Annotated in this window: 23 protein-coding genes; 2 read left to right on the forward strand and 21 right to left on the reverse strand. The window is 48.7% G+C overall.

The annotated features are described in order from the left end of the window. Positions 1-4: 4 nt before the first annotated feature. The 6 genes from hemE to C7R93_RS14015 form a co-directional block, all read right to left on the reverse strand. Positions 5-1,042, reverse strand: a complete 1,038-nt coding sequence (gene hemE, locus C7R93_RS13990; RefSeq protein WP_106839381.1) for a uroporphyrinogen decarboxylase — start codon at positions 1,040-1,042, stop codon at positions 5-7. Between the two features lie 138 nt (positions 1,043-1,180). Next, positions 1,181-2,029: a DUF4097 family beta strand repeat-containing protein gene (locus C7R93_RS13995; RefSeq protein ID WP_106839382.1), complete on the reverse strand. Its 849-nt coding sequence runs from the start codon at positions 2,027-2,029 to the stop codon at positions 1,181-1,183. 1 nt (position 2,030) lies between these two features. After that, a complete protein-coding gene (locus tag C7R93_RS14000; protein ID WP_106839383.1) occupies positions 2,031-2,582 on the reverse strand; it encodes an HAAS signaling domain-containing protein in 552 nt (183 codons plus the stop codon). Continuing rightward, positions 2,569-2,898: a PadR family transcriptional regulator gene (locus C7R93_RS14005; protein WP_017247513.1), complete on the reverse strand. Its 330-nt coding sequence runs from the start codon at positions 2,896-2,898 to the stop codon at positions 2,569-2,571. The genes C7R93_RS14000 and C7R93_RS14005 overlap by 14 nt, the downstream gene beginning before the upstream one ends. Before the next feature lie 107 nt (positions 2,899-3,005). Continuing rightward, positions 3,006-4,880 carry a bifunctional metallophosphatase/5'-nucleotidase gene (locus tag C7R93_RS14010; protein WP_106839384.1) on the reverse strand — a complete coding sequence of 625 codons (1,875 nt, stop codon included), beginning with the start codon at positions 4,878-4,880 and terminating at the stop codon, positions 3,006-3,008. 86 nt (positions 4,881-4,966) lie between these two features. Beyond that, positions 4,967-5,758 carry an alpha/beta fold hydrolase gene (locus C7R93_RS14015; protein WP_106839385.1) on the reverse strand — a complete coding sequence of 264 codons (792 nt, stop codon included), beginning with the start codon at positions 5,756-5,758 and terminating at the stop codon, positions 4,967-4,969. Positions 5,759-5,864: 106 nt separating this feature from the next. Here C7R93_RS14015 and C7R93_RS14020 point away from each other — a divergent pair, with 106 nt between their 5' ends. Further along, a complete protein-coding gene (locus C7R93_RS14020) occupies positions 5,865-6,542 on the forward strand; it encodes an alpha/beta fold hydrolase (protein WP_106839386.1) in 678 nt (225 codons plus the stop codon). A 54-nt stretch (positions 6,543-6,596) separates the two neighbouring features. Here the strand turns inward: C7R93_RS14020 and C7R93_RS14025 are convergent, their stop codons facing one another. The 7 genes from C7R93_RS14025 to hemA all read right to left on the reverse strand — a co-directional run bounded on the left by C7R93_RS14025 (position 6,597) and on the right by hemA (position 13,496). Next, positions 6,597-7,073, reverse strand: a complete 477-nt coding sequence (locus tag C7R93_RS14025) for a GyrI-like domain-containing protein (RefSeq protein WP_106839387.1) — start codon at positions 7,071-7,073, stop codon at positions 6,597-6,599. A 121-nt stretch (positions 7,074-7,194) separates the two neighbouring features. Further along, positions 7,195-8,484 carry a glutamate-1-semialdehyde 2,1-aminomutase gene (gene hemL / locus C7R93_RS14030; RefSeq protein ID WP_106839388.1) on the reverse strand — a complete coding sequence of 430 codons (1,290 nt, stop codon included), beginning with the start codon at positions 8,482-8,484 and terminating at the stop codon, positions 7,195-7,197. Positions 8,485-8,491: 7 nt separating this feature from the next. Further along, complete coding sequence (hemB, locus tag C7R93_RS14035; protein WP_106839389.1) at positions 8,492-9,466, reverse strand: porphobilinogen synthase; 975 nt, start codon at positions 9,464-9,466, stop codon at positions 8,492-8,494. Then, complete coding sequence (locus tag C7R93_RS14040) at positions 9,450-10,262, reverse strand: uroporphyrinogen-III synthase (RefSeq protein WP_106839390.1); 813 nt, start codon at positions 10,260-10,262, stop codon at positions 9,450-9,452. Before C7R93_RS14040 ends, hemB begins: the two co-directional genes overlap by 17 nt. Beyond that, the gene (gene hemC, locus C7R93_RS14045; RefSeq protein WP_106839391.1) at positions 10,259-11,188 is read right to left on the reverse strand and encodes a hydroxymethylbilane synthase; all 930 of its coding nucleotides are present in this window, start codon (positions 11,186-11,188) and stop codon (positions 10,259-10,261) included. Before hemC ends, C7R93_RS14040 begins: the two co-directional genes overlap by 4 nt. Before the next feature lie 24 nt (positions 11,189-11,212). Further along, positions 11,213-12,031 carry a cytochrome C assembly family protein gene (locus C7R93_RS14050; protein ID WP_106839392.1) on the reverse strand — a complete coding sequence of 273 codons (819 nt, stop codon included), beginning with the start codon at positions 12,029-12,031 and terminating at the stop codon, positions 11,213-11,215. A gap of 100 nt (positions 12,032-12,131) precedes the next feature. Further along, positions 12,132-13,496 carry a glutamyl-tRNA reductase gene (gene hemA / locus C7R93_RS14055; protein ID WP_106839393.1) on the reverse strand — a complete coding sequence of 455 codons (1,365 nt, stop codon included), beginning with the start codon at positions 13,494-13,496 and terminating at the stop codon, positions 12,132-12,134. 233 nt (positions 13,497-13,729) lie between these two features. On the opposite strand from hemA, the gene C7R93_RS14060 reads away from it, so the two are divergent. Continuing rightward, on the forward strand, positions 13,730-14,671 hold the full coding sequence (locus tag C7R93_RS14060; protein WP_341866934.1) for a DMT family transporter: 942 nt from the start codon (positions 13,730-13,732) through the stop codon (positions 14,669-14,671). Positions 14,672-14,719: 48 nt separating this feature from the next. Here the strand turns inward: C7R93_RS14060 and C7R93_RS14065 are convergent, their stop codons facing one another. The 8 genes from C7R93_RS14065 to C7R93_RS14100 all read right to left on the reverse strand — a co-directional run bounded on the left by C7R93_RS14065 (position 14,720) and on the right by C7R93_RS14100 (position 25,196). Beyond that, complete coding sequence (locus tag C7R93_RS14065) at positions 14,720-16,072, reverse strand: protein O-GlcNAcase (RefSeq protein WP_106839395.1); 1,353 nt, start codon at positions 16,070-16,072, stop codon at positions 14,720-14,722. A gap of 39 nt (positions 16,073-16,111) precedes the next feature. Further along, positions 16,112-16,759 (reverse strand): ribosome biogenesis GTP-binding protein YihA/YsxC, encoded by a 648-nt coding sequence (yihA, locus tag C7R93_RS14070; RefSeq protein WP_106839396.1) that lies wholly within the window; start codon positions 16,757-16,759, stop codon positions 16,112-16,114. After that, positions 16,756-19,095: an endopeptidase La gene (gene lon / locus C7R93_RS14075; RefSeq protein ID WP_106839397.1), complete on the reverse strand. Its 2,340-nt coding sequence runs from the start codon at positions 19,093-19,095 to the stop codon at positions 16,756-16,758. The genes yihA and lon overlap by 4 nt, the downstream gene beginning before the upstream one ends. A gap of 247 nt (positions 19,096-19,342) precedes the next feature. Next, complete coding sequence (lonB, locus tag C7R93_RS14080; RefSeq protein ID WP_106839398.1) at positions 19,343-21,040, reverse strand: ATP-dependent protease LonB; 1,698 nt, start codon at positions 21,038-21,040, stop codon at positions 19,343-19,345. Positions 21,041-21,238: 198 nt separating this feature from the next. Beyond that, complete coding sequence (clpX, locus tag C7R93_RS14085) at positions 21,239-22,504, reverse strand: ATP-dependent protease ATP-binding subunit ClpX (protein WP_007722243.1); 1,266 nt, start codon at positions 22,502-22,504, stop codon at positions 21,239-21,241. Positions 22,505-22,524: 20 nt separating this feature from the next. Beyond that, a complete protein-coding gene (clpP, locus tag C7R93_RS14090) occupies positions 22,525-23,106 on the reverse strand; it encodes an ATP-dependent Clp endopeptidase proteolytic subunit ClpP (protein WP_007722241.1) in 582 nt (193 codons plus the stop codon). Positions 23,107-23,238: 132 nt separating this feature from the next. Then, complete coding sequence (gene tig, locus C7R93_RS14095) at positions 23,239-24,531, reverse strand: trigger factor (RefSeq protein WP_106839399.1); 1,293 nt, start codon at positions 24,529-24,531, stop codon at positions 23,239-23,241. Between the two features lie 125 nt (positions 24,532-24,656). Continuing rightward, the gene (locus C7R93_RS14100) at positions 24,657-25,196 is read right to left on the reverse strand and encodes a metallophosphoesterase family protein (protein ID WP_106839400.1); all 540 of its coding nucleotides are present in this window, start codon (positions 25,194-25,196) and stop codon (positions 24,657-24,659) included. Positions 25,197-25,210 lie beyond the last annotated feature (14 nt).

Consider the following 25,210-nt stretch of genomic DNA (forward strand, 5'->3'; position numbering starts at 1 on the left):
CTGATTAGACGTCCCTTTTGTAACTATGGATGAACTTCGTCAGTTGTTGCAGCGTTTCTACTTTGGCATCAGGGAATACACCATGTCCCAAATTGAAGATGAAGCCTGGTTGCTTTGTGCCTTCATCCAAAATTTCCTTCGCCTTCGCTTCGAGCTTCTCCCATGGAGCCAATAGCAGCGTTGGGTCCAAATTGCCTTGCAGTGTCTTCGTCACACCCATTTCACGAGCAGTCGTAATCGAAGTACGCCAGTCCAGACCAACTACATCAACAGGCAAGCGGTTCCAATCCATCAAAAGATGACCAGCCCCGATACCAAAATAGATCATTGGCACACCAGTATCTTTTAGCGCGTTGAAGATACGCGTCATAACTGGTGTAATGTACTCGCGGTAATCTTCGTCATTCAATGCTCCGACCCACGAATCAAATACTTGTACAGCTTGTGCACCTGCTTTAATTTGAGCTTTGAGGTAGGTGATTGTCATATCACCCAGTTTTTCCATCAGCGCCTGCCAAGCAGCTGGCTCCGTATACATGAATGCTTTTGTCTTATGATAGTGCTTGGAAGGGCCGCCTTCGATCATGTAGCTAGCCAGTGTAAATGGTGCACCCGCGAAACCGATCAATGGAACAGATAATTGCTGACGCAAAATCTTAATGGACTCAAGAATGTAAGGCACATGCGTTTCCGGATCAAGCTCAAGCAGACGCTCAACATCCTTCAAGGATTCGATCGGGTTTGCGATCACAGGACCAATGCCAGATTCGATGTTCACATCCACGCCAATCGGTTTTAGTGGCGTCATGATGTCTGCAAACAAGATTGCAGCGTCCACGCCCAGTTGATCAACGGGCAGACGTGTCACTTCCGCGCAAACTTCCGGTATGTAGTTCATTTCAAAAAAGCTATGCTTCGCGCGGATGGCGCGGTATTCTGGCTGATAACGCCCTGCCTGACGCATGTACCAGACCGGGACATGCTCTGTCGCTTCACCGCGACATGCTTTCAAAAACGTATCGTTAAAAGTTTTTGCGGTCATGAATAAACCTCGCTTTGCACAATTATGTTTCCTTCAATATGATACCATTCGTCATTCGACAAGTAATGTCTCTTTTGTGTCAAAATCTTTTCGTTTCTTCCGTTTCCAATCCTATCCATCAGTGTTTCCAAACTTCTCCTAATGAATGCGAACCTCCCCGTTAGAACTTCGCACAGTCATCTTAGGTCCACCCGAACCAATCGATGCCTTCACTTTGTAATCCTCTTTCTTTTCATAAGAGAGGTTCGACCAGGTGGTTTCGATGCCTCCTGTATCTGTCGTTACTTCTAGCTGTGCTGCAGCAGGCTCCTTGGCTACCGTCACTCGAATATCACCCGTATCCGTCTTAATCGAAACGTCATGGGTCAACTCTGGCATGCTCAGTTCATCTATCTCGCCTGTGGAGCTTTCAATTACAACTGCCGAGCGAATATTCGCCAGATTGATATCTCCCGTACCTGTTTGGACGTCGAGACCTTCTCCTTCATAGCCCGACATATCCACATCTCCTGAGTTGCTGATTACTTCCGTGTTTTTTGCACGCAGCATCCCGCTCTTGATATCCCCTGTCATTGTTTCAAGCTGGACATACTCATACACTTTTTCTGGCAATAAGAGCTCCAGCTTTACCTTACCATTGCGAGGATAAAACATATTAACGTGAGGTCGTTCACGCATTTCCACGAGCAGCGTACCATCTGGTGAGACTACACTTCGAAACTCCAGTCGCTCCTGCTGTTGCTCGGATACTTCACCGACCATCCGTACACTCACCTTTGGTTGCTTGGTTGCCATGATTTCCACATCAGCTACTTCTGTAAGCACCTCAATCGCTTTTATCTCCTGCTCGATCGTGCGCTCTTCATTGACGTGTTTTAACGAAAATGAGAAATTTTCTTGCTTCGTAAAGAGCCAGATGATTCCACATACACCGATGATGAACAATAGAAGACTTATGCCAAACAGTCTTTTCCCCAAATTTCGCATCTTATTTCCCCCTGATCATCTTTACGTTGAACTGGAGATAACGCAAGAACTGGCGATACAGCCATTTCGTCAATTTCAGCAAGCCGATGGCAAACATTCCGCCCAATCCTACGGAAACCATGCTGGAGAACAACAGGAAAAGTCGCTCTTGAGAAGGGGCAGGAATTCCGTAATCCAAGAATATTCCGACTGGCGCGACCAAAAGAGCCGCAGTCATCGCATACAACCCAAGCAGTATGCCGATCAGGCCTAGAAATGGTCCCAAAACGAAGACGAGATTGAAAAATCCCAAGCTGATCGTCGCGACAATCGCCCTCGTCATATTCCCTACCGATGCGTTGGACTGTGCCTGATCAATTCGGTAGCCAGCCAAAAGCTCGCGTGCCACTAGCTTCGGACTTCCCAATCCTTCCGAAATTTCATGCTCAGTCTTCCCTTGATTCATTCCCAGGAGAAAATGCTCTGTATAATCGGCAAGGATGTCTAAGCGTTCTTTATCAGGCAAAGCGCTAAGCAAAGCATTTAACTCATCCATAAACTCACGCCTTGTCATATCCGAGTCCCTCCTCTATGATTTCATTTACCCCACGGTTAAATATTCGCCACTCCAAGACGAGGTCGTTCATGTATTGACGTCCGCGATTTGTCAGCTGGTAATATTTCCGTGGGGGGCCCTCTTGTGATTCCGCCAAATAGGTCGTAAAAAATCCTTCCTGGGTCAAACGGCGGAGCAAGGGGTACACCGTGCCTTCAGAGATATGGAATTTTTCTGAGATGCTCGCAACCAGTTCGTAGCCGTATCTGTCCTGCTTAGCTGTCAAGACGAGAACACACAGCTCCAGAACCCCTTTTTTAAACTGTACGTTCATCAACATCACCCATGACAAAGCTTACCAAATAGGTACTGTATATTGCAAGGTACTTCATAATAAAAGACGGACAGGGAGGTTTTTCTCCATCCCTGTCCGGTCAAACCTTATTTTACTTCAACAATACGGCCTTCTACTTTTGGATTGACAGTTTTACGCTTGATCAAGCCTTCTTCCACGATGCTGTACATGGACAGACCTGTGTTGAAGAATGGCTTTTTCAACGATTCATAACCATCTCCACCTGCTGCCAGGAAGTCGATCGTCGCCAATTTATACGATTTGGTCAGGTCAAGCGGCTTGTCCCCAACTTTTACTTCCTGTACGCGCTCGCCAGCTGGCTTGGAAGGGTTGTAAGTGAAGCTCATACCGCTTACTTGCGGGAAGCGTCCTGCGCCCTCTTCTACCTTGCTCACGCCGTTTTCGAGGGCTTTTTTCAGCTCTTCGCCGGTTACTTCTACGATCGCCAGTGTATTGTTCTCAAATGGCAGGAGCGTGTACAGACCTTTTTTCGTGATGTCGCCTGCTGGCAGCTGAGTACGGATTCCTCCGCCGTTCGCCAGTGCTACATCTGCCTCGTAGCCTTTGATAGACTGCGTGCGCTCCAGCATGATATCCGTGATCAGGTTACCTACGTTTGTTTCTTTCGTACGTACCAGTGCGCGGTCACCATCGAGCGGCACTTCGGATTTCGCGATCACAACGTTCATTACGGTATCGATCTTGCTTACAACTTCTTTTACCATTTTATCTACATCTGGATCAGCTACAACTGCCTCGTCGTACTCTTTCAGACCGCCGCTGAATGCAACCAGTTCTTTTCCGAGGTAGTAGAGGTCTGCACGACCGAGAGACTTACCGTATTCCCAGTCTTGCACGATGTACGTACCGTTTACCAGTTCAGGCGTTTTCAGTGGCGTATGCGTGTGACCACCAACAATCAGGTCAATGCCAGGAACGTTTTTCGCGATTTCACGGTCTACGTTCAGTCCGATATGGGAAACAACAATGACGTGATCTACTTCTTTTTTCAGCTCAGGTACAAGTACTTTCGCTACTTCTACCGGGCTTTTGAATGTCAGCCCTTTTACGTTGTCAGGGTGAGTCAATACAGGTGTGTCTTCCGCTACGAAACCAACAAAGGCGAATTTCTTACCGCCAATCTCTGCTTTGAAAATAGGTGGCAGCAATTCTTTTCCATCTGCCTTGAACACGTTAGCAGAGATGACTGGATGCTCGAGCATGTCACGCAGCTTGAGCAGTTGCTCATAACCGAAGTCAAACTCATGGTTACCTGCGGCCATTACGTTGTAGTCGAGGCTGTTGAGGATTGGAACAACAGATTCGCCTTTGAATTGGTTCACGAAAACGGTACCTTGGAAGGTATCACCAGCGTCCAAGAGCAAGAAGTTTTCGTTCTCTGCACGCCATTCCTTGAGCAAGGTTGCGATTTTGGCAAAGCCGAATTCTTTTTGGTTCTTGTCTTCTTGAATATGACCATGTGTATCGTTAGTGTGTGCGATCGTTACATGCGTGGTAGCCGCATTACCCAATGCTTGGAAAAATTCGCCGCGCGTAACAGTCGCTTTGTTGTCGAGCTTCATTTTGTAGCCCAGTTTGTCAGCCATTTGAGTCAACTTGGCAGACGTTATGACTTGCGCAGGGTTTTTATAGTCGTCTTGTGTGAGAGCACCTTGGCCCTTTGCCCAGTCGAAGTAAGGAGTAGACCAATGAGCACCTTTAGCGGCAGCTCCCACTTTTGCCTCTTTCAATTTGGAGAAAACCACAGTAGCTTCAGCGAGAGTCACGGCACGATCCAAAGCAAGATCGCCATTTTGACCCGCCGATACAATTGCCTTTTTAACCATCCAGTCAGTGTGCTGTACGGGATGCAACGGTGCTGCAAATGCTGAGGAAGACATCAGCGATGCAAAAACGATAGACGCAAACGCCGTCATCGTAATCCGACGTGCCTTTTTCATGATAATTTCCCCTCTCGTCTATGTATAAATAAATAGGATAACGTTTTCATTATAGCAAAATTTGCTAGGACGATGGTGTGATTTTGTTACTTTTTGTTGAGAAAGCTCCCCAATGCTGCAGCCATTTTCTCTGGCGCTTCTACCATGCCCATATGCCCAACATCAGGCAGCAGCACTTGCTCGACGTTATTTTTATCAACTGTAAAAGTTTTTTCAGCAGGAATGATCTGGTCCTCTGTTCCTGCGACTAATAGCACAGGTAGCGTCGTTTCTTGCAGCATCTGATTACGATCCGCTCGATCACGCATGGCGATTAATGTTTGGATCGCTCCAACTGGGCTCGTCGTAAAGCCAATCTCTTTTGCTAACTGGACTTCTTCTCTCATCGATTCGATATGCGAAGGTGCGAACAGCTTCGGGATAAGTGCTTTGATAAAAGGCTCCATACCATTTTCCCGAATGCTCTGGGCTCCTTTATCCCGATTCGCTTTGGCAGCGTCGTCATCCGGATATGGGGTCGAATGGATCAACCCAAAGCTCGCCAGCTTTTCCGCGTATTGATTGGCAAAAGCCAGGGTCACATAGCCACCGAGCGAATGACCAAACAGATGAATCTTCGCTAAACCCAGCTCATCTACAAACAAAGCCAGATCGTCTGCAAAGCGCTCCATCGAATACGGTTCATCAGGGGCCGAGCTGTCTCCATGTCCACGCAAATCAATCGCCATGACACGATGCGTTTTAGACAGGAGCGGTACTAGCTTATGCCAGTAGGATGAGCTTCCGCAAAAACCGTGGATCAAAACAAGCGATTCCCCCGATCCTTCTTCTACATAGGCTATTTTGATGCCGTTACTCAGTTGAACTTCCTTTTTCATGAATCATGCTCCTTTATCGTTTTTATTTCTTGTCACCCGGTTCTTCTGCATTTACGATTGGATCATATTCCCTGTTCAGTGAATGTGAAACGAGGTGCACACGTAAATGGTATACCCAAAAATAGGTTCCGTGATCGTAAGAAACGACAGTGAAATATCGTACACACTCATTCAGCCAAATCAAGCTCCGTCTCGCTCCATCTGTTTTTTCTTTCCTGGAGCAAGCTACTCGTTTGACAGACCTTATCTGTATTATTCTACCATGCTTTTTTTGAGCAAGCAGATTGATCTCGTCCATGTACATGCTGCTTATGGACAAGAAAATACGGATTTTTGGAACGGTTCGTTCACAAAACGCAGTGCATGGATCAGCAAGGATATGCAAACCGTTGTCTCTCATGTGCTAGACAAGCAAAATTATGACCGTGTTTTCTTTCTCGGGAAGTCGCTCGGCACAGCTCCAATCATATGTGGCTTGCTCAAGGAAGCTCGTTTTGCCCGTTCGTCATCGATCCTGTTGACGCCCTTGCTGACTGAGGAGGTGGTCAGCACGGACTTGCTGACTCTTACTCAACCGATATTTCTCGTCTCGGGAACTGCCGATCACTACTACAATCAGGGTGTGGTAGATCAGCTATGCGCTACCAAACCAAACATTCAGCTCCATCTGCCGCAAAATGCCAAGCACTCCCTTGATGTTGAACTCTACGTCGATGATTCCCTTCAAGTGCTACAGTCTGTCATGGGTGAACTATCACGTTTCTTGGACAAGGAACTGAATTGACCTCAAAAACAACACCTCTTGCTCGTACAATGAGAGGTGTTGTTCTCTTGTTTTTTACCGAAGCGGGATAAAAATTTCATACGCATTGTCGACCCGAGCAGACTCATGCACAGAAGGAACATACCGTTGATCGTAGCGCTCCATGCGAAGAGCTTGCTCGTTCACCTGATGGCCATTCTCGTTGAGCCAGCCAAAAAGGCGCTGGTATGTATCTTGTACCTCTTCCATTGGTCCTGTGTGGGTGAAACGAGCGTAGGACTTCGCTAGAATCGTGAACCCGACCATGCCCTCAGGGATATGCTCGAAACGCTCTACTTCCACCACGATGTACTCCGTATACATTTGGAACATCCGATTCTCATCGCTGATGTCGTAGCGAACCTCTGGTGAAATCACGAGAGGAATCTCATTCTGGCGCTTCAAAAAAGTCTCCCACAGCTTGGGCATGTACTCGACAAGCATGGGAAAAGAACCGGAGAAGCTTAGACCAACCAAGTGCTTTTGTGGTACGTGAACAATTGTTCCTTCCATGTCTCCACCTCATTCAGCTGCATTTCCCCTCGTATTTTGACAATCGGTGTAAAAATCCTGCAAGAAGTCAAAAAAGCACCTCCTGCATGAGCAAGGAAGTGCTTTCTTTTTTTCAATCCTTTTATTCAAACGCTTTTTTCATCGCGTGGTAGCTCGCTTCAATCGTCCGTTCGATATCTTCGTCAGTATGAGCCAAGGAGACGAACATTCCCTCAAACTGGGACGGCGGAATCATAATGCCTTCTTCCAGCAGATGGCTAAAGTACGCCGAGAAACGCTCCAGATCAGATGTTTTCGCTGTTTCGTAGTTGATAACCGGCGTCTCTGTAAAGAACAAGCAAACCATGGAACCCACACGATTGAGCGTGTGTGGAATGCCCAGCTTCTTGGCATTGTCAGCCAAGCCTTCAGCCAAGCGCGCTGACATCTTTTCCAAGCGTTCGTAAGTGCCCGGTTTGCTGAGCTCTTGCAAGGTAGTCAAGCCGGCTGCCATCGCCAAAGGATTCCCTGACAGTGTACCTGCCTGATAGATTGGTCCTGCAGGGGCCACTTGCTGCATGATCTCCCGTTTGCCGCCGTATGCGCCTACTGGCAAGCCACCGCCGATGACTTTCCCCATCGTTGTCAAATCAGGGGTAATGCCGTACAGCTCTTGTGCACCGCCCAATGCTACACGGAAGCCAGTCATGACTTCATCAAAAATCAGCAGTGTCCCATGTTTCTCCGTAATTTCACGCAGTCCTTCGAGGAAGCCTGGCTGTGGAGGAACGACCCCCATATTGCCGCCGATTGGCTCCACGATGACTGCTGCTAGATCATCGCCAAACGCTTCAAAGGCAAGCTTGACGCTTTCCAGATCATTGTAAGGAACCGTAATCGTATTGTGCGCTGTTCCCTCAGGTACGCCTGGGCTGTCAGGAAGGCCTAGTGTAGCCACACCGGAACCAGCTTTGATCAAAAGGCTGTCTGCATGACCATGGTAGCAGCCTTCGAACTTCATGATTTTGTTGCGGCGGGTATAGCCACGCGCGAGGCGCAGTGCACTCATCGTCGCCTCTGTACCGGAGTTCACCATACGCACGACTTCTACAGATGGTACGATCTCACAGACGAGCTTCGCCATTTCTGTTTCCCGCTCAGTCGGTGCACCAAAGCTAGTTCCAAGCGCGGCTACTTCAGTAATCGCTGCGAGAACACGCGGATGTGCATGGCCCAAGATCAATGGACCCCAAGAGCCGATGTAGTCAATATAGCTGTTTCCATCCACATCAAAAATACGGGAGCCTTCTCCTTTTGCAATATAAACAGGATTGCCTCCGACGCTCTTAAATGCACGAACTGGACTGTTTACTCCACCTGGTATGTAATGCTGTGCTTCTGCAAATAACTGAGTAGATTTTTCTCTCTTCATCTCATGCTCACCTCGCCAGCCATTTTGCAACATCTTTTGCATGGTACGTAATGATCATATCTGCACCTGCACGTTTGAAGCCAACCAATGTTTCCATAACGATACGCTCTTCATCGATCCAGCCATTCAAAGCCGCCGCTTTAACCATGGAATACTCAGCACTCACATTATAAGCCACGATCGGCAGATTGAAGTTTTCACGCAGACGAAGAACCATGTCCATAAAGGCAAGGCCTGGCTTCACGATCAAAAAGTCCGCGCCTTCTTTTACATCGGAAGCTGCCTCGCGCAATCCTTCACGTGCATTGGCCGCGTCCATTTGGTAGCTTTTGCGATCGCCGAATTGTGGAGTAGATCCTGCCGCATCGCGGAATGGACCGTAGAAGGCAGAAGCGTATTTCACTGCATAGGACATAATCGGAATATGCTCAAAACCAGCCTCGTCCAAAGCTTCACGGATTGCAACCACGAACCCATCCATCATGTTGGAAGGTGCAATAATATCTGCTCCAGCTTTTGCTTGGGAAACGGCGGTCTGACCCAAAAGCTTCAATGTTTCGTCATTCACTACTTCGCCTTCGTGAATGACACCACAGTGTCCATGATCCGTGTATTCACACAGACAGGTATCTGCAATCACGATCATTTCCGGATGAGCTTCCTTGATCAGACGCATTGCCTGCTGGGTAATCGCATCATCATTGTACGCCTCTGTTCCGCATGCGTCTTTATGCGTTGGTACCCCAAACATCAAAACAGCTTGAATACCCAGAGCGACGATTTCCTTCATTTCTTCGGCTAGTGTGTCCAAGGAGAGCTGATACACGCCTGGCATGGACGGAATCTCATTTTTAATACCAGTTCCTTCCACTACAAACAACGGATAAATCAAGTCTTCCACCCGTACGTGGTTCTCCCGCACCAGATTGCGCATAGCCGCGCTCTTGCGCAGTCGGCGATGACGGTCAAATGTTTGTGCCATGTCGATTCCCTCCCAGATTATCTAGTATAGCTCCTAGCAAGCCTTCCACGGTGTACTCACTCGCTACCACATGAACAGTAAGCCCGTTTTGTTTTGCTGTATCTGCCGTTATTGGTCCGATGCAGGCTATCTGAACGTGCTTGAGCCAGTCAGATGATGTATAGGGCTCCATCGCTGCCATAAAATGCGTCACCGTTGAAGAGCTAGTAAACAAGATGATATCAATTAGACCTTGCTGTAGCTTTTCCGCTGCGTCTGGAGCCTGCTCTGCATCAATGACAGTGTGATACACGTCTACCTCTGTCACAGCAAGCCCCAAGCGAACAAGCTCCTTTGGCAGTGCCTTGCGGGCAATATCTGCACGTGGCAGCAAAACACGCTGACCAGGCAACAGCTGATCATACAAGCTCGATAGCAATCCCTCCGCCACGTAATCGGACGGGATGACAGCTACTTTAAGCCCTTGCTGCTCAAGGGCCTTAGCAGTCTTCGGACCAACCGCAGCAATTTTGCCAGTGATCGCTTCGAGTCCAACCCCGACCTCATGCATCCGCTCCAGGAAGAAGCGCACACCATTCACACTCGTGAACACCACCCAGTCGAATGTTGGCAACTGGGTGATGGCTTCGTCGAGCTTGGCGGTGTCCGTCGGCGGCATCATTTTTAACAGGGGAAATGCGTACGCTTCTCCACCTAACCGCTCAATATGTTCAACGAGCTCGCGAACTTGACTTCTTGCCCGCGTTACCATGATGCACTTGCCAATCAGCGGCTTGTGCGATCCGTGGACAATCATTGCTCATTCTCCCGCAATACTTGTGCAAGGACTTCTCCCGCTCCCTGCGCCAGAAGAGCTTCCGCCACTTGAATACCCAGCGCTAACGGATCTTGGCCAGTCGCCGTGTTTTTAAACATTTGCTTCCCATCTGGGGAGCCAACCATTCCCGTCAAAGTAATTTCATTGTTCTCTCCAACCGTTGCGTATGCGCCAATCGGCACCTGACAGCCGCCTTGCAGCTTGTGCAGGAAGCTGCGCTCTGCCGTTACCGCCAAACGCGTCGGTGCATCATCCAACTGCTTCAAGAGAGCGAGTGTTTCCTCATCATCTGCACGGCATTCGATGGCAAGCGCTCCTTGACCGACTGCTGGCAAGCTGATTTCAACAGGCAGGAACTGCGAAATGCTCCCTTCAAAATTCACGCGCTCAAGTCCAGCCGCAGCGAGGATGATGGCATCAAAATTGCCTTCTTCCAGCTTACGCATACGCGTATCAATATTGCCTCGCAGAGATTCGATCTGAATATCAGGGCGATGTGCGAGAATTTGTGAAGAACGACGCAAGCTGCTGGTTCCTACCAAAGCTCCTTCTGGCAGTTCATCCAACGTCTTGCCATCCTTGGAAAGCAGAACATCTCGAGGATCAACACGCTTCGGAATCGCGCCGATTACCAAGCCCTCTGGCAATTCAGACGGCATATCCTTCAAGCTGTGTACCGCAAAATCGGTTTCCTTATCGAACAGGGATTGTTCAATTTCTTTGACAAACAATCCTTTTCCGCCTACTTTGGACAAAGTCACGTCGAGGATTCGATCGCCTTTTGTCACGATTTCATGCAATTCAAAATCAGCTTCAGGTGCGAACCCCTTCAGTTTTTCTACGACCCATTTCGTTTGGGTGAGCGCCAATTTGCTGCGACGCGTTCCCACTTTCCATTTTCCCATGACAGCCTCCTTGATGAACAGCCCCTACCACCAGTCGTGAAATGTAGAAGTAGTGAAGCCTAAAAAATTGATAAGCAGTAACAAAAACGCCAGGACGTTCCACTGCGCGAGTCTGCGCATCTGCACCGTATCCCGATAGCGTTGGTACAGCCACAGCGAATAAATCGCAAGAACTAGCACAGAGAGCACTACTTTTGAATCAAACAAAAATTTCTCTGGCAAAACCATTTTACCCCAAATGATACCTAATACAATCGAGAGCAAGAGCATTGGTACACCCAGCATGTTCATTCGGTACGCATAGCCTTCCAATTGATCAAGACTAGGCAAACGCCTGAGCAACGGCGACCAGCGTCTTCCCTTGAGCATTTTATGCTGAAGCAAGTACATGGCCGAGAAGATCATAGAGAGCGAGAATGCCCCGTAGCTGAACATGGCCAGTGTCACATGTGTCAACAATAGCTCGGAGGTCAAAATGCTCGATACAGCCTCAATCGGCGTTTCCGGCAAAAACATCGACATGACGAGCACGACGAACCCGATAATATTAGTAAAAAAAACCAACAAATCAATCCGAAAAAAATAGTGAATGGCAAGCGACAAGCCTACCAGCACCCATGAATAAAAAAAGAGCGTCTCAAACAGCGTAATGACAGGAAAATACCCCTTCATGACTGCCTGTGAGACAAAAAATGCGGTTTGCAAGGCCCAAACGACAACAAGCAACCCGAAAGCCAGACGATTGACTTTCCGGTTGCTTTGCAAGAAGTCGTTAAAATAGAAGAGAACACTTGCAGCGTAGAGAAAGATCGTCAAGTCGTAGATCCATCTCACCTCGGCCATGCACTCTCTCCCCCACTTTCCCAATCGGTTTCTAACAATACGAGTTCAAAAAGACGACTTTTTGAACAACCTCTAGTAGCAGATAGATTGTCAGGCCAGCTTAGTCAGGGAACCGGGAAGCGAATACCTGCTCCCGAGAAGAAGATGTCTGTTTATTTTTATCGTCCGCCCAGATTGCTTCCTGCTCTTTTCGTTCCAGGATTTCTTCCAACGCAAACATTTTCTCGAAAATATCCAGTACTTCTTCCCCATCTTTGGTAGCTGCCATTTCTTTTAAACGCACGACCGGATCGTGCAACAGTTGATTGACAATACCCTTGGTTGTCTTGCGGATGATGTGCATCTCTCGCTCAGACAAGTTCGGCAACTTGTTTTCGATTTTTCGCATCGCTTCGCTTTGGATCGTGTTTGCCTTGTCACGCAGTGCAGCGATGAGTGGCGCCACGCCAAGAGTCTGGTACCAGGTCGTGAATGCCACGATCTCTTCTTGAATCATGACATCCAGACGTTCCGCTTCACGAGAACGTTCCGCAACGTTACTCGCAACGATTCCTTCGAGATCGTCAATATCATATAAGAATACGTTATCAAGATCATGCAAGTCAGGATTCAGGTCGCGAGGAACTGCGATATCCACCATGAACAACGGACGATGCTTCCGTTGTTTCATGATCGGAGCCAGTTCTTTTTTGCCGAGGACATAACCTGTCGCTCCGGTCGAGCTGATGACGATGTCTGCTGTGAGCAGTGCCTCAGGCAGCTGCTCCATCGTACAGGAGTCACCCTTAAACTTTTCTGCCAAAAGCTGCGCTCGCTCCAAAGTACGATTCGCTACCATGACGTGCTCCGATCCGTTTGCATGCAGGTGCTTGGCGGTCAGTTCGCTCATTTTGCCCGCTCCGACGATCAGGACAGACTTCCCTGCGAAGGACCCGAAAATCTTTTTCCCTAGTTCGACAGCAGCGTAGCTGACAGAAACCGCATTTTGTCCAATCGCTGTCTCTGTATGGGCACGCTTGGCAAACGTGATCGCTTGCTTGAACAAGGTATTGAAGACGGTCCCTGTCGTTTGTCGCTCCTGCCCCAACAGGAACGCATCACGGACTTGTCCGAGGATTTGTGTTTCTCCCATTACCATCGAATCAAGACCGGAAGAGACGCGGAACAAGTGCTCGATTGCCTGTTCGTTCTCTTTTATATAGAGATGATCCTTAAATTGTTCTTTCTCCACACCGAACCATTCAGCCAAAAAACGGCGCGTATAGTCTCGGCCAATATTAGCCTGGTCGCAAACGACGTAAATTTCCGTCCGGTTGCACGTCCCCAGGATGATACATTCTGCGATACTCTTCGTCTGGGAGAGAAGATGAAGAGCGCGTGCTGTCCCATCGTCGCTGAATGTAAACTTTTCGCGAATTTCGACAGGAGCTGTTTTGTAGTTTAAACCCAGCAAAAGAATATCCATAATGTCCTCCCAGAATGACAAACCTGTTAGCGGCATATGTAAAATGCACTATTATTATAACATTATGTCCCGAACCGGATAGGAGTAATTGTGAAAAATTTATTAACGGAGTGTACTTTGGGTATATCCTGTATAATCCGCTTGCGTTCTTTCCGGGAATACCTTATTATGTCGGCTATACATGAAAACAGAAGAAAAATTGCGAAAATGCCAGAAAGGAGAGGAAAGAAGCTTTGAGAAAACCATGGATGGCAGACATAACGCTGTTCCTCGTCGCTTTTATCTGGGGAACCACGTTTTTGATCGTACAGCAGGCAATCGCATCGCTGCCTCCCAATACGTTTAACGCCGTACGCTTTACCATTGCCGCGCTATTTTTATTGATCATCTATTTCATCCGCAATCGTTATCGTGGGCAGAACTCTGAATGGAGAGGGCCACTGCTTCGTGCAGGCGTCATCCTCGGTTTTTGGCTCTGTCTGGGATATGCCTTTCAGACTGTAGGACTTTTGTATACATCGCCGTCCAAAGCTGGCTTTATCACAGGTTTAGCCGTCGTATTGGTACCGCTTTTCTCGTTTTTGCTCTTGCGTGATCGGGTGAAGCCTTTTGCCATTATCGGCGTGATTCTAGCGGCGTTCGGCTTATATTTGTTGACGCAGAACCAGTCGTTCTCCTTTAATCTCGGAGATGCATTGGTCTTCGGCGGTGCGATCTGCTTCGCCATGCAAATCGTATTTACCGGCAAATACGCACCTCGTTTTGCAGCGCTGCCGCTTGCCATTACGCAATTAGGCACGGTAGGTGTCATGAGCTGGCTATATTCCTTTTTCTTTGAGGATTGGAGTCGTGCCTTTGATCCGGCGATCTTGTTCAAGCCTGAGGTGGCCTTTGGTTTGATCGTCACTTCTATTTTCGCTACGGCACTTGCCTTTCTCGCTCAGACGGCCTTGCAAAAAGAAACCAGCTCGACGCGGGTCGCTCTCATTTTCGCTTTGGAGCCCGTTTTTGCTGCACTCACCTCATACGTCTTTATTCACGAAGTATTGAGTGGAAGACAGTTGACCGGATGTCTTTTGATTTTCACCGGAATGATTTTGGCAGAACTTCCGATTCAGGAATGGTTACGGAATTTCCGACAGAGAAAACCAAATGACGGTCGTGAATCCGCCTGATATGAAAAGCAAAAAAGTTCCTTCTCCCCTGCGGGAAAGGAACTTTTTTTATGAGCTCTTCTTGACCTCTAGCATTACGGCATCCACAAAAAGCTGCATGACCGGTCCGCACACTTCTTGCGGGTAACGCTCCGTTCGTTTGAGCCATTGTTTGAGCCGGAGCAGGTGGTAGGCTGCTTGTGGAAGTCGCCCTCTTGTCCCATGATCGATGAGAGCAACTGCCGATAGACCGACCTTGGTCCACAGATGGAACTTCTCCACCCAGGGCCTCGTTTCTTCCGCAAGCTTCTGATTCGTCATCCCTGCCAACAGCTTGTCCGCCGCCGCCTCCATCTTCTGAAAAAGAGTCGTCAAGTCAGCAATGGCTTTTTGCCGATCCCCTTCCAAGAAATGAAAGCGGAAGGTCAGGATAGCTTCTAGCAATCGCGGCGATTCCACCTCGCATAAAAACGAGCTCTGCACGTTCTCAGCAAAGGTGAAGAAAGCATCTGCGTCCTTTTGTCCTGCCACTTCCTCTACGGCTTGTTTCCACACCGTATCAGGATCGTAGCCGATCGGATCTCGCAAATAGGCTGCCGTCGTAATCAAAGGAATCTTCGAGCACTCTGGTCTAGACATCGCATTCGCCACATAGCCTGCTGCGTATTTCCACAGATCAGGGTCACGGTGACGCAATGGACCGATATGTAGTTCGTTCGCCATGGCCAAATCATTCACCGGGTAGTTGTCCCAATAAAATGGCTGATGTCCCGTGTACTCCTGAAAGCGAATCGCATCGCCGTCCGTCAGGTAGGGCGAACAGACGAAACGTCCCGTCCAGAACAAATCGATTTCTGGCGGCAAATGCTGGCCAAGGTACATGATGTACGCTTCTTTTCCAATCCCGTTGTATTGTGTAGGACAGACAACCAGCTTGACTGGATCGCCCCAGCTGCGTATCAAATCCCATACGTAGTGTGTCGTATGAGCATGTGCCTCAGCCAAATGGGCAAATTCGGCTACATCCTTGTCATGCAACAGGTACATGGGGATATCATCGAACAATAGCGCAAAGTAACGCACACCGCGATCATACAAATCCCGATACTTCCTACCCAACAGCTCCAAGTGCTGACGATTCGTATATTCCATGCTGAGTCCAGGACCCAGGCAATAAATAAACTGCATATTGCGAGTCTGTGCCCGCAAGATCAGCTCGCCTAGCTGTTGATTGGCTTTCGCAGGAAGCGGCTCCATCCAGCGTTCCCTCAGATACTCGTCATTTTTGGGGGCGTAGAAATACGCGTTGTAATCATGTCGGTGCAAAAAGTCGATCATATCCAGCCGCTCTTCATGAGTCCAAGGCGTTCCATAGAAGCCTTCGATTACACCACGTACAGCAAAGCAAGCACTCCCGCTCACTCAGATGCTCCCTTCCCCACGACGAATTGGGTCTAAGAATTACTCATTGACTGGAGTAGTCTCCTCAGCCTTGGCAGCGGTCTCCCTGGCCATTTCCTCTCCAGCACGGATACGACGCATGATTTCTGCCCACAGCTCATCCTTGCCTTGACCTGTCTCCGAGGAAAATACGATGATCGTATCATCCCCGCGCAAATTCAGGCTTTGACGGATGATTTTCGTATGCTGTAGCCAACGCCCGCGAGCGATTTTATCACCTTTCGTCGCTACGACTACGGTTGGGATTCCGATTTGCTTGCACCAATCGTACATCGCAACATCGTCTTTACTCGGAGCATGGCGAATATCGACCAGTTGAATAATAAAGCGAAGCTCTTTCCGGTTTTTCAAATAGCCCTCGATCATTTTTCCCCATTGTTCCTTGATCGTCTTCGCTACCTTTGCATACCCATAACCCGGGAAGTCAACGAAGTAAAGCATTTGATTCACACGGAAATAATTCAATGTCTGGGTTTTCCCCGGACGAGAACTGATCCGGGCAAGCCCTTTACGGTTCATCATTTTATTGAGCAGTGATGATTTTCCTACGTTAGAGCGTCCTACCAGCGCGATCTCATGGAGACCATCCGTAGGATACTGCTTCGGTCCAACCGCGCTGATAATAAACTCTGATGATGTTACTTTCATGCTTTGTCACCTACTGGCTGTTTAGTTAGCGCGTGACGCAGCACTTCATCTAAATGATCAACTGGATAGAATGTCAGTTCACCGCGTACGCTCTCTGGGATATCCTCGATATCCTTCTCATTGTCTTTTGGTAAAATGATCGTGGTTAAACCTGCGCGGTGAGCAGACATGCATTTTTCTTTCAGCCCACCAATTGGCAGAACCCGACCTCGCAGCGTAATCTCCCCGGTCATCCCCACTTCTTTTTTCACAGGGATTTTCGTGAGGGCGGATACGAGCGCGGTTGCCATGGTAATCCCAGCAGACGGACCGTCTTTTGGAATTGCCCCTTCTGGAACGTGGATGTGGATATCGTTCTTCTCGTGGAAGGACGGATCAATTCCCCACTGATCTGCACGGGAGCGAATATAGCTGAACGCAGCCTGCGCAGACTCCTTCATGACGTCACCCAGTTTCCCTGTCAGGGTGAGCTTTCCTTTTCCAGGCAAAATGCTGACTTCTACATTCAGCGTATCTCCACCTGCTTGTGTCCAAGCGAGACCCGTAACGGAGCCCACTTGATCTTTTTTCTCCGCAAGTCCATAGCGGAAGCGCGGTTTGCCGAGCAGCGTCTCCAACGTCTTGACCGTAACCATGACGCGCTTCTTCTCACCGCTCACGATCAGCTTGGCAGCTTTGCGGCATACGTTGGCTGCTTCGCGATTGAGGTTGCGAACACCCGCTTCTCGCGTGTACAGACGAACGAGCTTCAGCATCGCATCGTCGTTCATTTTCAGCTTATCTTTGCCCAAGCCGTGATCCTGCATTTGCTTCGGCAAAAGGTAATCGCGCAAAATGTTCAGCTTTTCCAGTTCTGTATAGCTGGAAATCGAGATGACCTCCATCCGGTCTAAAAGCGGACGCGGAATCGTATCGAGACTGTTTGCGGTCGTAATAAACATGACGTTCGTCAAATCATAGGTCTCTTCGATATAGTGGTCACTGAATTTATCATTTTGGTTTGGATCGAGCACTTCGAGCAGAGCAGACGCAGGATCTCCGCGGAAATCGGATGCGAGCTTGTCGATCTCATCCAGCAAAAAGACAGGATTAATCGTGCCAGCTTGCTTCATTCCTTGTATGATTCGTCCTGGGAGAGCACCTACATAAGTGCGGCGGTGTCCGCGAATTTCTGCTTCATCGCGTACTCCACCCAAGGAAATGCGAACGAAATTGCGCCCAATTGCACGCGCTACGGAACGGGCCAGAGAAGTTTTCCCGACACCCGGAGGACCTACCAGACAAAGGATCGGTCCACGCATGGAGTTTACCAGCTTTTGTACAGCCAAATACTCCAAGACGCGCTCTTTTGGTTTATCCAAGCCGTAATGATCTTCATCGAGAACTTGCTGTGCATGCTGAATATCCAGATTGTCTTCTGTCGTCTTCGTCCAAGGCAGTGCAAACAAGGTATCGATATACGTGCGGATGACCGAGCCTTCCGCCGAAGTCGCCGGCATCTTTTCCAGACGCTCGAGCTCCTTCTCGATCTTCGTTTTGATCCGCTCAGGAGCGTCTGATTTTTCGAGCCCGGCACGCAGCTCATCTACTTCACCTTGGCGTCCGTCCTTGTCGCCCAGCTCTTTTTGGATAGCTTTCATTTGCTCACGCAGGTAATATTCCTTTTGCGTGCGCTCCATTTGTTTCTTCACGCGGTTGCCGATCTTACGCTCTAGCTCTAGTACCTCGCGCTCGTTGTTCAAAATGGTCAAAAGAATCTCGAGACGTTCCTTGATGTTCGTCGTCTCCAAAATTTCTTGTTTGTCCTTCATCTTGAGCGGCAAATGCGAAGCAATCACATCGGCTAAACGTCCCGGTTCCTCAATATCCTGCACAGAGGTTAACGACTCTGGAGAAACCTTTTTGGACAGCTTGATGTACTGCTCAAAGTGGCCCAGCAAGGAACGCATTAAAGCTTCCACTTCGTTTTGTTCTGTTTTTTCATCTTGCAAATATGTAATCGACACGACGAAATACTCTTCTTTTTGAAGATACTCCTCGATCTTCGCGCGTTGCAAGCCTTCTACCAATACACGGATTGTCCCATTCGGCAGCTTCAGCATTTGTTTTACACGCGCAACGGTACCAATACTGTAGATTTGCTCAGCATCTGGCTCTTCTATATGGACCTCTTCCTGTGTCGCAAGCAAAATCTTGTTATCGTCTACCATGGCTTGCTCCAATGCGCGGATGGACTTTTCCCGTCCAACGTCCAAATGGAGTACCATTGTCGGATAAACAAGCAATCCTCGCAACGGGAGAAGCGGTAATTCTCGTTTACCGGAACGTTCGCCCAAGCGGATGCACCTCTCCTTGTTGATCTACCCTCTTACAAAGAGCCTTATAACAGACAAAAACGGCCCTCAAAGCCGTTTTTTAAACGCCCGCCCGGCCCCAAAAAAAGAGACAAAAAAGATCATACGCAATCATTTTTGTGGAGCTCGTTTCAGGCCGGGCAAGGCCTCAGGCTCTTTGCAAGCAGAAGCTTTTTTCCATTGTAGCGCAAACACAATCCGATGTCTAATCCGCGAGCATACCCGACTGTTACAGTGATACCGGAGAGGAAGCGAGATCCTCTGCCGGGATTTGCAAAGTAAATCCTGGCGCCTCTTCTTCTTGCATGGCAGCTTGCGGTACAGCTAGCTCGATTACTTCAGAGACCGTGGACACTGGAATGACCTCAATCCCTTTCATGTCAGTAAAAATGCTTTGCCAGTTTTCCTGTGGAATGATGACTCTGGTCGCTCCGGCTTGTTTGGCTGCCTCCACCTTCGCGACTACACCCCCAACTGGCTTTACCTTCCCATGAATACTCACTTCACCAGTCATAGCCAGTAAATTATCGACAGGCTGATTCAGAATCGCCGAGTAGATCGCCGTTGCAATGGTAATTCCTGCTGAAGGCCCATCGACAGGGATGCCCCCTGGAAAATTGATATGCAGATCATAATCATACGGGCGAACACCCATTCTGTTCAGGACAGTCAAAACGTTTTCGATCGATCCTTTTGCCATCGACTTTCGGCGAATTGTCCGAGTGCGGCTGCCCATCTCCTCTTCCTCAGCCATTCCTGTCATCGCCATTCGACCTTGACCTGGGACAGCGGCAGGAGAAGCAGTCACTTCCAGCTCCATCACACTGCCCATGTTTGGACCATACACTGCAAGACCGTTGACCAATCCGACCTGGGGCGTATCATGCACCTGCTTTTCGGGACGCGGCGATTTTTGGCTACTGTGCATCACCCATTCCACATCGGCAGTCTGGACATCCTTGCGCTCTTCAGTCAAGGCAATTCCAGCAGCGATTTGCAGTGTATTGATCGCTTCACGTCCATTGGTCGCATAGCGCTCGATTACGGAAACAGCGCCGTCTTCTATATTCATATTCATTTTAGGCACGGCCGTACGCACGATACTCCCAATTTCTCCAGCCTTCAATGGGCGGAAAAAGATTTCCAGGCAACGGGACCGAAGCGCAGGAGGTAGTTCTTCTGGCAACCTCGTCGTCGCTCCAACCAGACGGAAGTCGGCGGGCAAACCGTATTTGAAAACGTCATGAATATGCGAAGGAATCTGGTTATTTTCCTCGCTGTAGTAAGCACTTTCCAGCATGACTTTGCGATCTTCGAGAACTTTTAGTAATTTATTCATTTGAACAGGATGAAGTTCCCCTATTTCATCAAGAAAAAGCATGCCACCGTGCGCTTTCGTCACAGCTCCTGGCTTTGGCTGCGGAATACCCGCCTGCCCAAGCGAGCCTGCTCCTTGATAAATAGGATCATGGACAGAGCCGATTAGCGGGTCAGCAATCCCGCGCTCATCAAAACGAGCAATCGTCGCATCAATTTCAATAAACTTGGCATCCGAAGTAAACGGGGATAGCTGATTTTTCTTCGCTTCTTCCAGCACAACCCTAGCCGCTGCGGTCTTGCCTACACCAGGCGGTCCATAAATAATGACATGCTGCGGGTTGGGACCACACAAAGCGGCACGCAACGCACGAAGCCCATCTTCCTGTCCTACAATTTCTTCCAAAGTCGCTGGTCTTGTTCTCTCTGACAGAGGTTCTGTCAACGCAACCATTCTCATTTTACGAATGGAATCAAGATCCTTGCGTGATTCCTTTTCGGTTGAGGTTTTCGTGTTTCTCTGCGCTCGCAACAAGTTCCAAAAGTAGGTGCCGATCACGATACCAACAACCACTTCAATGACAGCAATGACCAATGTCGTATAGTCCATATGCAGTCCCTCCCATGCGTCTTCGCTTACGGTCAACTTTTATCCCCCGAAGAGAGGGGATCACGTTCATAACCGCTTTGTGCATATGTAAAAGCTTCTCTTGAACGATATCAAGTAGTATTGCCCCGCAAGCGTGGACGTAAACCAACAACAAAAAAACCACCTCGCTTATAACGAGATGGTTTTTGTATACGATGCTTATGCTGTTTCTTCGTGCAATTCCTGGCCTTCCTTGGTCAACAGTTGCGGCTTCACTTTGTCGCGTACCGTTTCTTCGGTAATCACGCACTTGTTGACGTCTTCTCTGGAAGGAAGTTCATACATCATATCGAGCATGATTTGTTCGATAATCGCACGCAGTCCGCGCGCACCCGTGTTGCGCTTAATCGCTTCTTTGGCGATTTGCATGAGCGCTCCGTTATCGAACTCCAGCTCAACACCGTCGAGACTCAGCAATTTTTGGTACTGTTTCACCAACGAGTTTTTCGGCTCTGTCAGGATACGCACGAGCGTCTCCTCATCCAGCGGCTCCAAAGTAGCCAGAACTGGCAAACGACCGACGAACTCCGGAATCAGACCAAATTTCAGCAGGTCTTCCGGCAAAATGTATTTCAGGTATTCTCCGGCTTTCAGATCGCCTTTTACGCCATCGCCGAAGTCTGCACCGAAACCGATGACTTTTTTACCCAAACGACGCTTGATAATTTGCTCGACGCCATCAAATGCACCGCCGCAAATGAACAAAATGTTCGAGGTGTCGATTTGGATGAACTCTTGATGAGGATGCTTGCGTCCGCCTTGTGGTGGAACACTCGCAACTGTACCCTCCAAAATTTTCAAGAGCGCTTGCTGAACGCCTTCACCAGATACATCACGTGTGATGGATGGGTTTTCCGATTTGCGGGCTACCTTATCAATCTCGTCGATGTAAATGATTCCTTTTTCAGCCTTCTCGACATCATAGTCAGCAGCCTGGATGAGCTTGAGCAAAATGTTTTCAACATCTTCGCCCACATAGCCTGCTTCTGTCAGAGAAGTTGCGTCCGCAATCGCGAAAGGTACATTCAGAATGCGCGCCAATGTTTGCGCGAGCAACGTTTTCCCGCTACCAGTCGGACCGATCAGCATAATGTTGGATTTTTGCAGCTCCACATCCTCGATCTTCGCCCCGGAATTAATCCGTTTGTAGTGGTTGTACACCGCTACAGACAAGGACTTCTTCGCCATATCTTGACCGATAACATAGTCGTCCAAGATTTTGCGAATTTCCACTGGCTTTGGAATTTCTTTCATATCGATTTCTTCTTCAGTACCCAGCTCTTCCTGTACAATTTCATTGCACAGTTCGATACATTCGTCACAAATGTAAACACCAGGACCAGCTACCAGCTTGCGCACCTGTTCCTGGGACTTGCCGCAGAAGGAACACTTCAGTTGGCCTTTGTCGTCGTTAAACTTAAACATGCGCTTCACCTCACAACGGGTCAGTTTTTGCGTTCAATAATAGAGTCAATCAATCCGTAGGCCTTTGCTTCTTCTGCGCTCATGAAATTGTCGCGGTCTGTATCTTGCTCTACGCGTTCGTAAGGCTGACCTGTCCGCTCAGACAAAATCTCATTCAGCTGGCGCTTCGTTTTCATGATCCATTCCGCATGAATGCGGATGTCTTCTGCTTGCCCGCGCACACCACCGAGTGGCTGGTGAATCATCACTTCGGCATTTGGCAGAGCGAAGCGCTTGCCTTTGGCACCAGCAGCCAACAAGAAAGCACCCATGCTGGCAGCCATGCCCACACAAATCGTGGACACATCCGGTTTGATGTACTGCATGGTGTCATAGATGGCCATTCCTGCTGTAACAGAACCACCTGGAGAGTTTATGTATAGCGATATGTCTTTGTCCGGATCTTCTGCCTGCAAGAACAGCAACTGGGCGACAACCAGATTGGCAATTTCATCATCAATCTCGGTGCCCAAGAGAATAATCCGGTCTTTCAGGAGGCGCGAGTAAATATCGTAGGAGCGCTCGCCCCTGCTTGTTTGCTCGATGACCATAGGGATCAGCATTATGTATTTTCCTCCTTTGCCGAAAAAAGTCAATGGTGGAAAAACAAGGCACGATACACTCGTGCCTTGTGGTCTTGACAACCAGTGCTCAGGGTTAGCCTGCCCACTGACCAGTCATGCGTTCTTCTAAGCTTATGCTGTTACTTTGCTTTCTGCAACCAGCAAATCTACTGTTTTGCGAGTTTGCACATCGCGGTACAGAGCAACCATGCCATCTTGTGCGGAGAAGATTTTGCGCAGTTCATCTGCTGGGCGGCCGTATACGCCAGCCAGTTTATCGAGTTCTGCGTTTACGTCTTCTTCTGTTGCTTCGATGTTTTCTGCTTTACCGATCGCTTCCAAAGTCAAGGAAGTGCGAACGCGGGATGTTGCGTCTGCACGCAATTGATCACGCAGTTGGCTCTCATCCATACCGGAGAACTGGTAGTACAGCTCCAGAGTCATTCCTTGGTATTGCAGACGTTGGCCAAACTCATTTACCATTTGATCCAATTCATGCTCAACCATTACTTCTGGCAGATCGATTTCAGCGCTTTCAGCTGCTTTCAGAACGAGCTGTTCACGAACATATTGATCTTTTTCTTGCGCTGTTTTTTCTTCGAGTTTTTTCTTGGTGTCTGCTTTCAGCTCTTCCAGCGTGTCGAACTCGCTCACGTCTTTGGCAAACTCATCATCCAAAGTAGGCAGGTTTTTGCGCTTCAGGCTGTTCAGCTTCACTTGGAATACCGCTTCTTTACCAGCGAGGTTAGGAGAGTGGTACTCTTCAGGGAAAGTTACGGTAATTTCTTTTTCTTCGCCGATGGAAAGACCAGCCAATTGCTCTTCGAACCCTGCGATGAAAGTACCGGAACCCAGTTCCAGAGAGTAATCTTCTGCTTTACCGCCTTCAAAAGCGACTCCGTCTTGGAAGCCTTCGAAATCGATGATAGCGATATCGCCTGTTTGTGCAGCACCCTCTTCTACTGCTACGAGCTCAGCATGACGCTCTTGCATACGCTTCAGTTCAGCGTCAACGCTCTCTTCTGTTACAGAGAAGTCTTTTTCTTCGATGGACAGACCTTTGTAGTCGCCCAGCTTCACTTCAGGCTTCACAGTTACAGTCGCTTTGAAGATCAGGTTTTTCCCTTGTTCCATTTGCGTTACGTCTACTTCTGGACGATCTACTGGCTCAATACCAGCTTCACGAACAGCTTGTCCGTATGCAGTTGGAAGCAGAATGTCAAGAGCGTCTTGGTACAGAGATTCTACACCAAAACGGGATTCGAACATTTTGCGTGGTACTTTTCCTTTGCGGAATCCTGGAACTTGAACTTTTTGAACCACTTTTTTAAACGCTTGATCCAATGCTGCGTCTACTTGCGTAGCATCTACTTCAATCGTCAGGACTCCCTGGTTATTCTCTACCTTTTCCCAATTTGCTGCCACGTAAACTTCCCCTCCTAAATCGAATCAACAGAACATCGCCAGCCGCGCCATGGTATCTTCGCAGGCTCGGATGATAATATTCTAGCCATTATAACCATTCTAGTATAGCACAAATCTTTTAGTTTTCAAGAAGACCTCGCTTGGCGGCGAATAGAATAGTTCCCTCCCAATTGCGGAACCGCGTTGCCTAGATGGTCATAAAAGTCGACAGATATGTAAACTTCAGTTGTACTCGTTCCTGTCTCTTCTAAAAGAGCATATGTCGGTACGTGAAATCCGCGCGGCATTTGCAGGCTACCCGGATTCAGAAACAAGATGTCTCTCTCTACGCCACAGGCTGGTACATGAGAGTGACCGAATACGACTACATTTGCCCCGACCTCTTCTGCACGGTAATGAAGGCGCAGAAGAGAGCCTTTCACTCCGAAAAGATGCCCGTGCGTTTGCAGGATGTGAAGGTCGCGCCATTTGGTCTCTTGCTCAGTCGGCACCTCTTGTGTCGAATCGCAATTGCCTCGGACAAGCGTCATGTTGGAAAACGGCTCGCGCTTGTGGTCGACACAAAAATCGCCACAATGCAAAATCTTTTCGACATGATGTCGGTTGACGACCTGGCTTACTTCCCGAACCAAGCCGTGGCTATCGCTCATGATGAGAATTCCCATCACGCCTCACTCTC

The sequence above is a fragment of the Brevibacillus fortis genome (assembly GCF_003013395.1).
GTDB classification, from domain to species: Bacteria; Bacillota; Bacilli; order Brevibacillales; family Brevibacillaceae; genus Brevibacillus; species Brevibacillus fortis.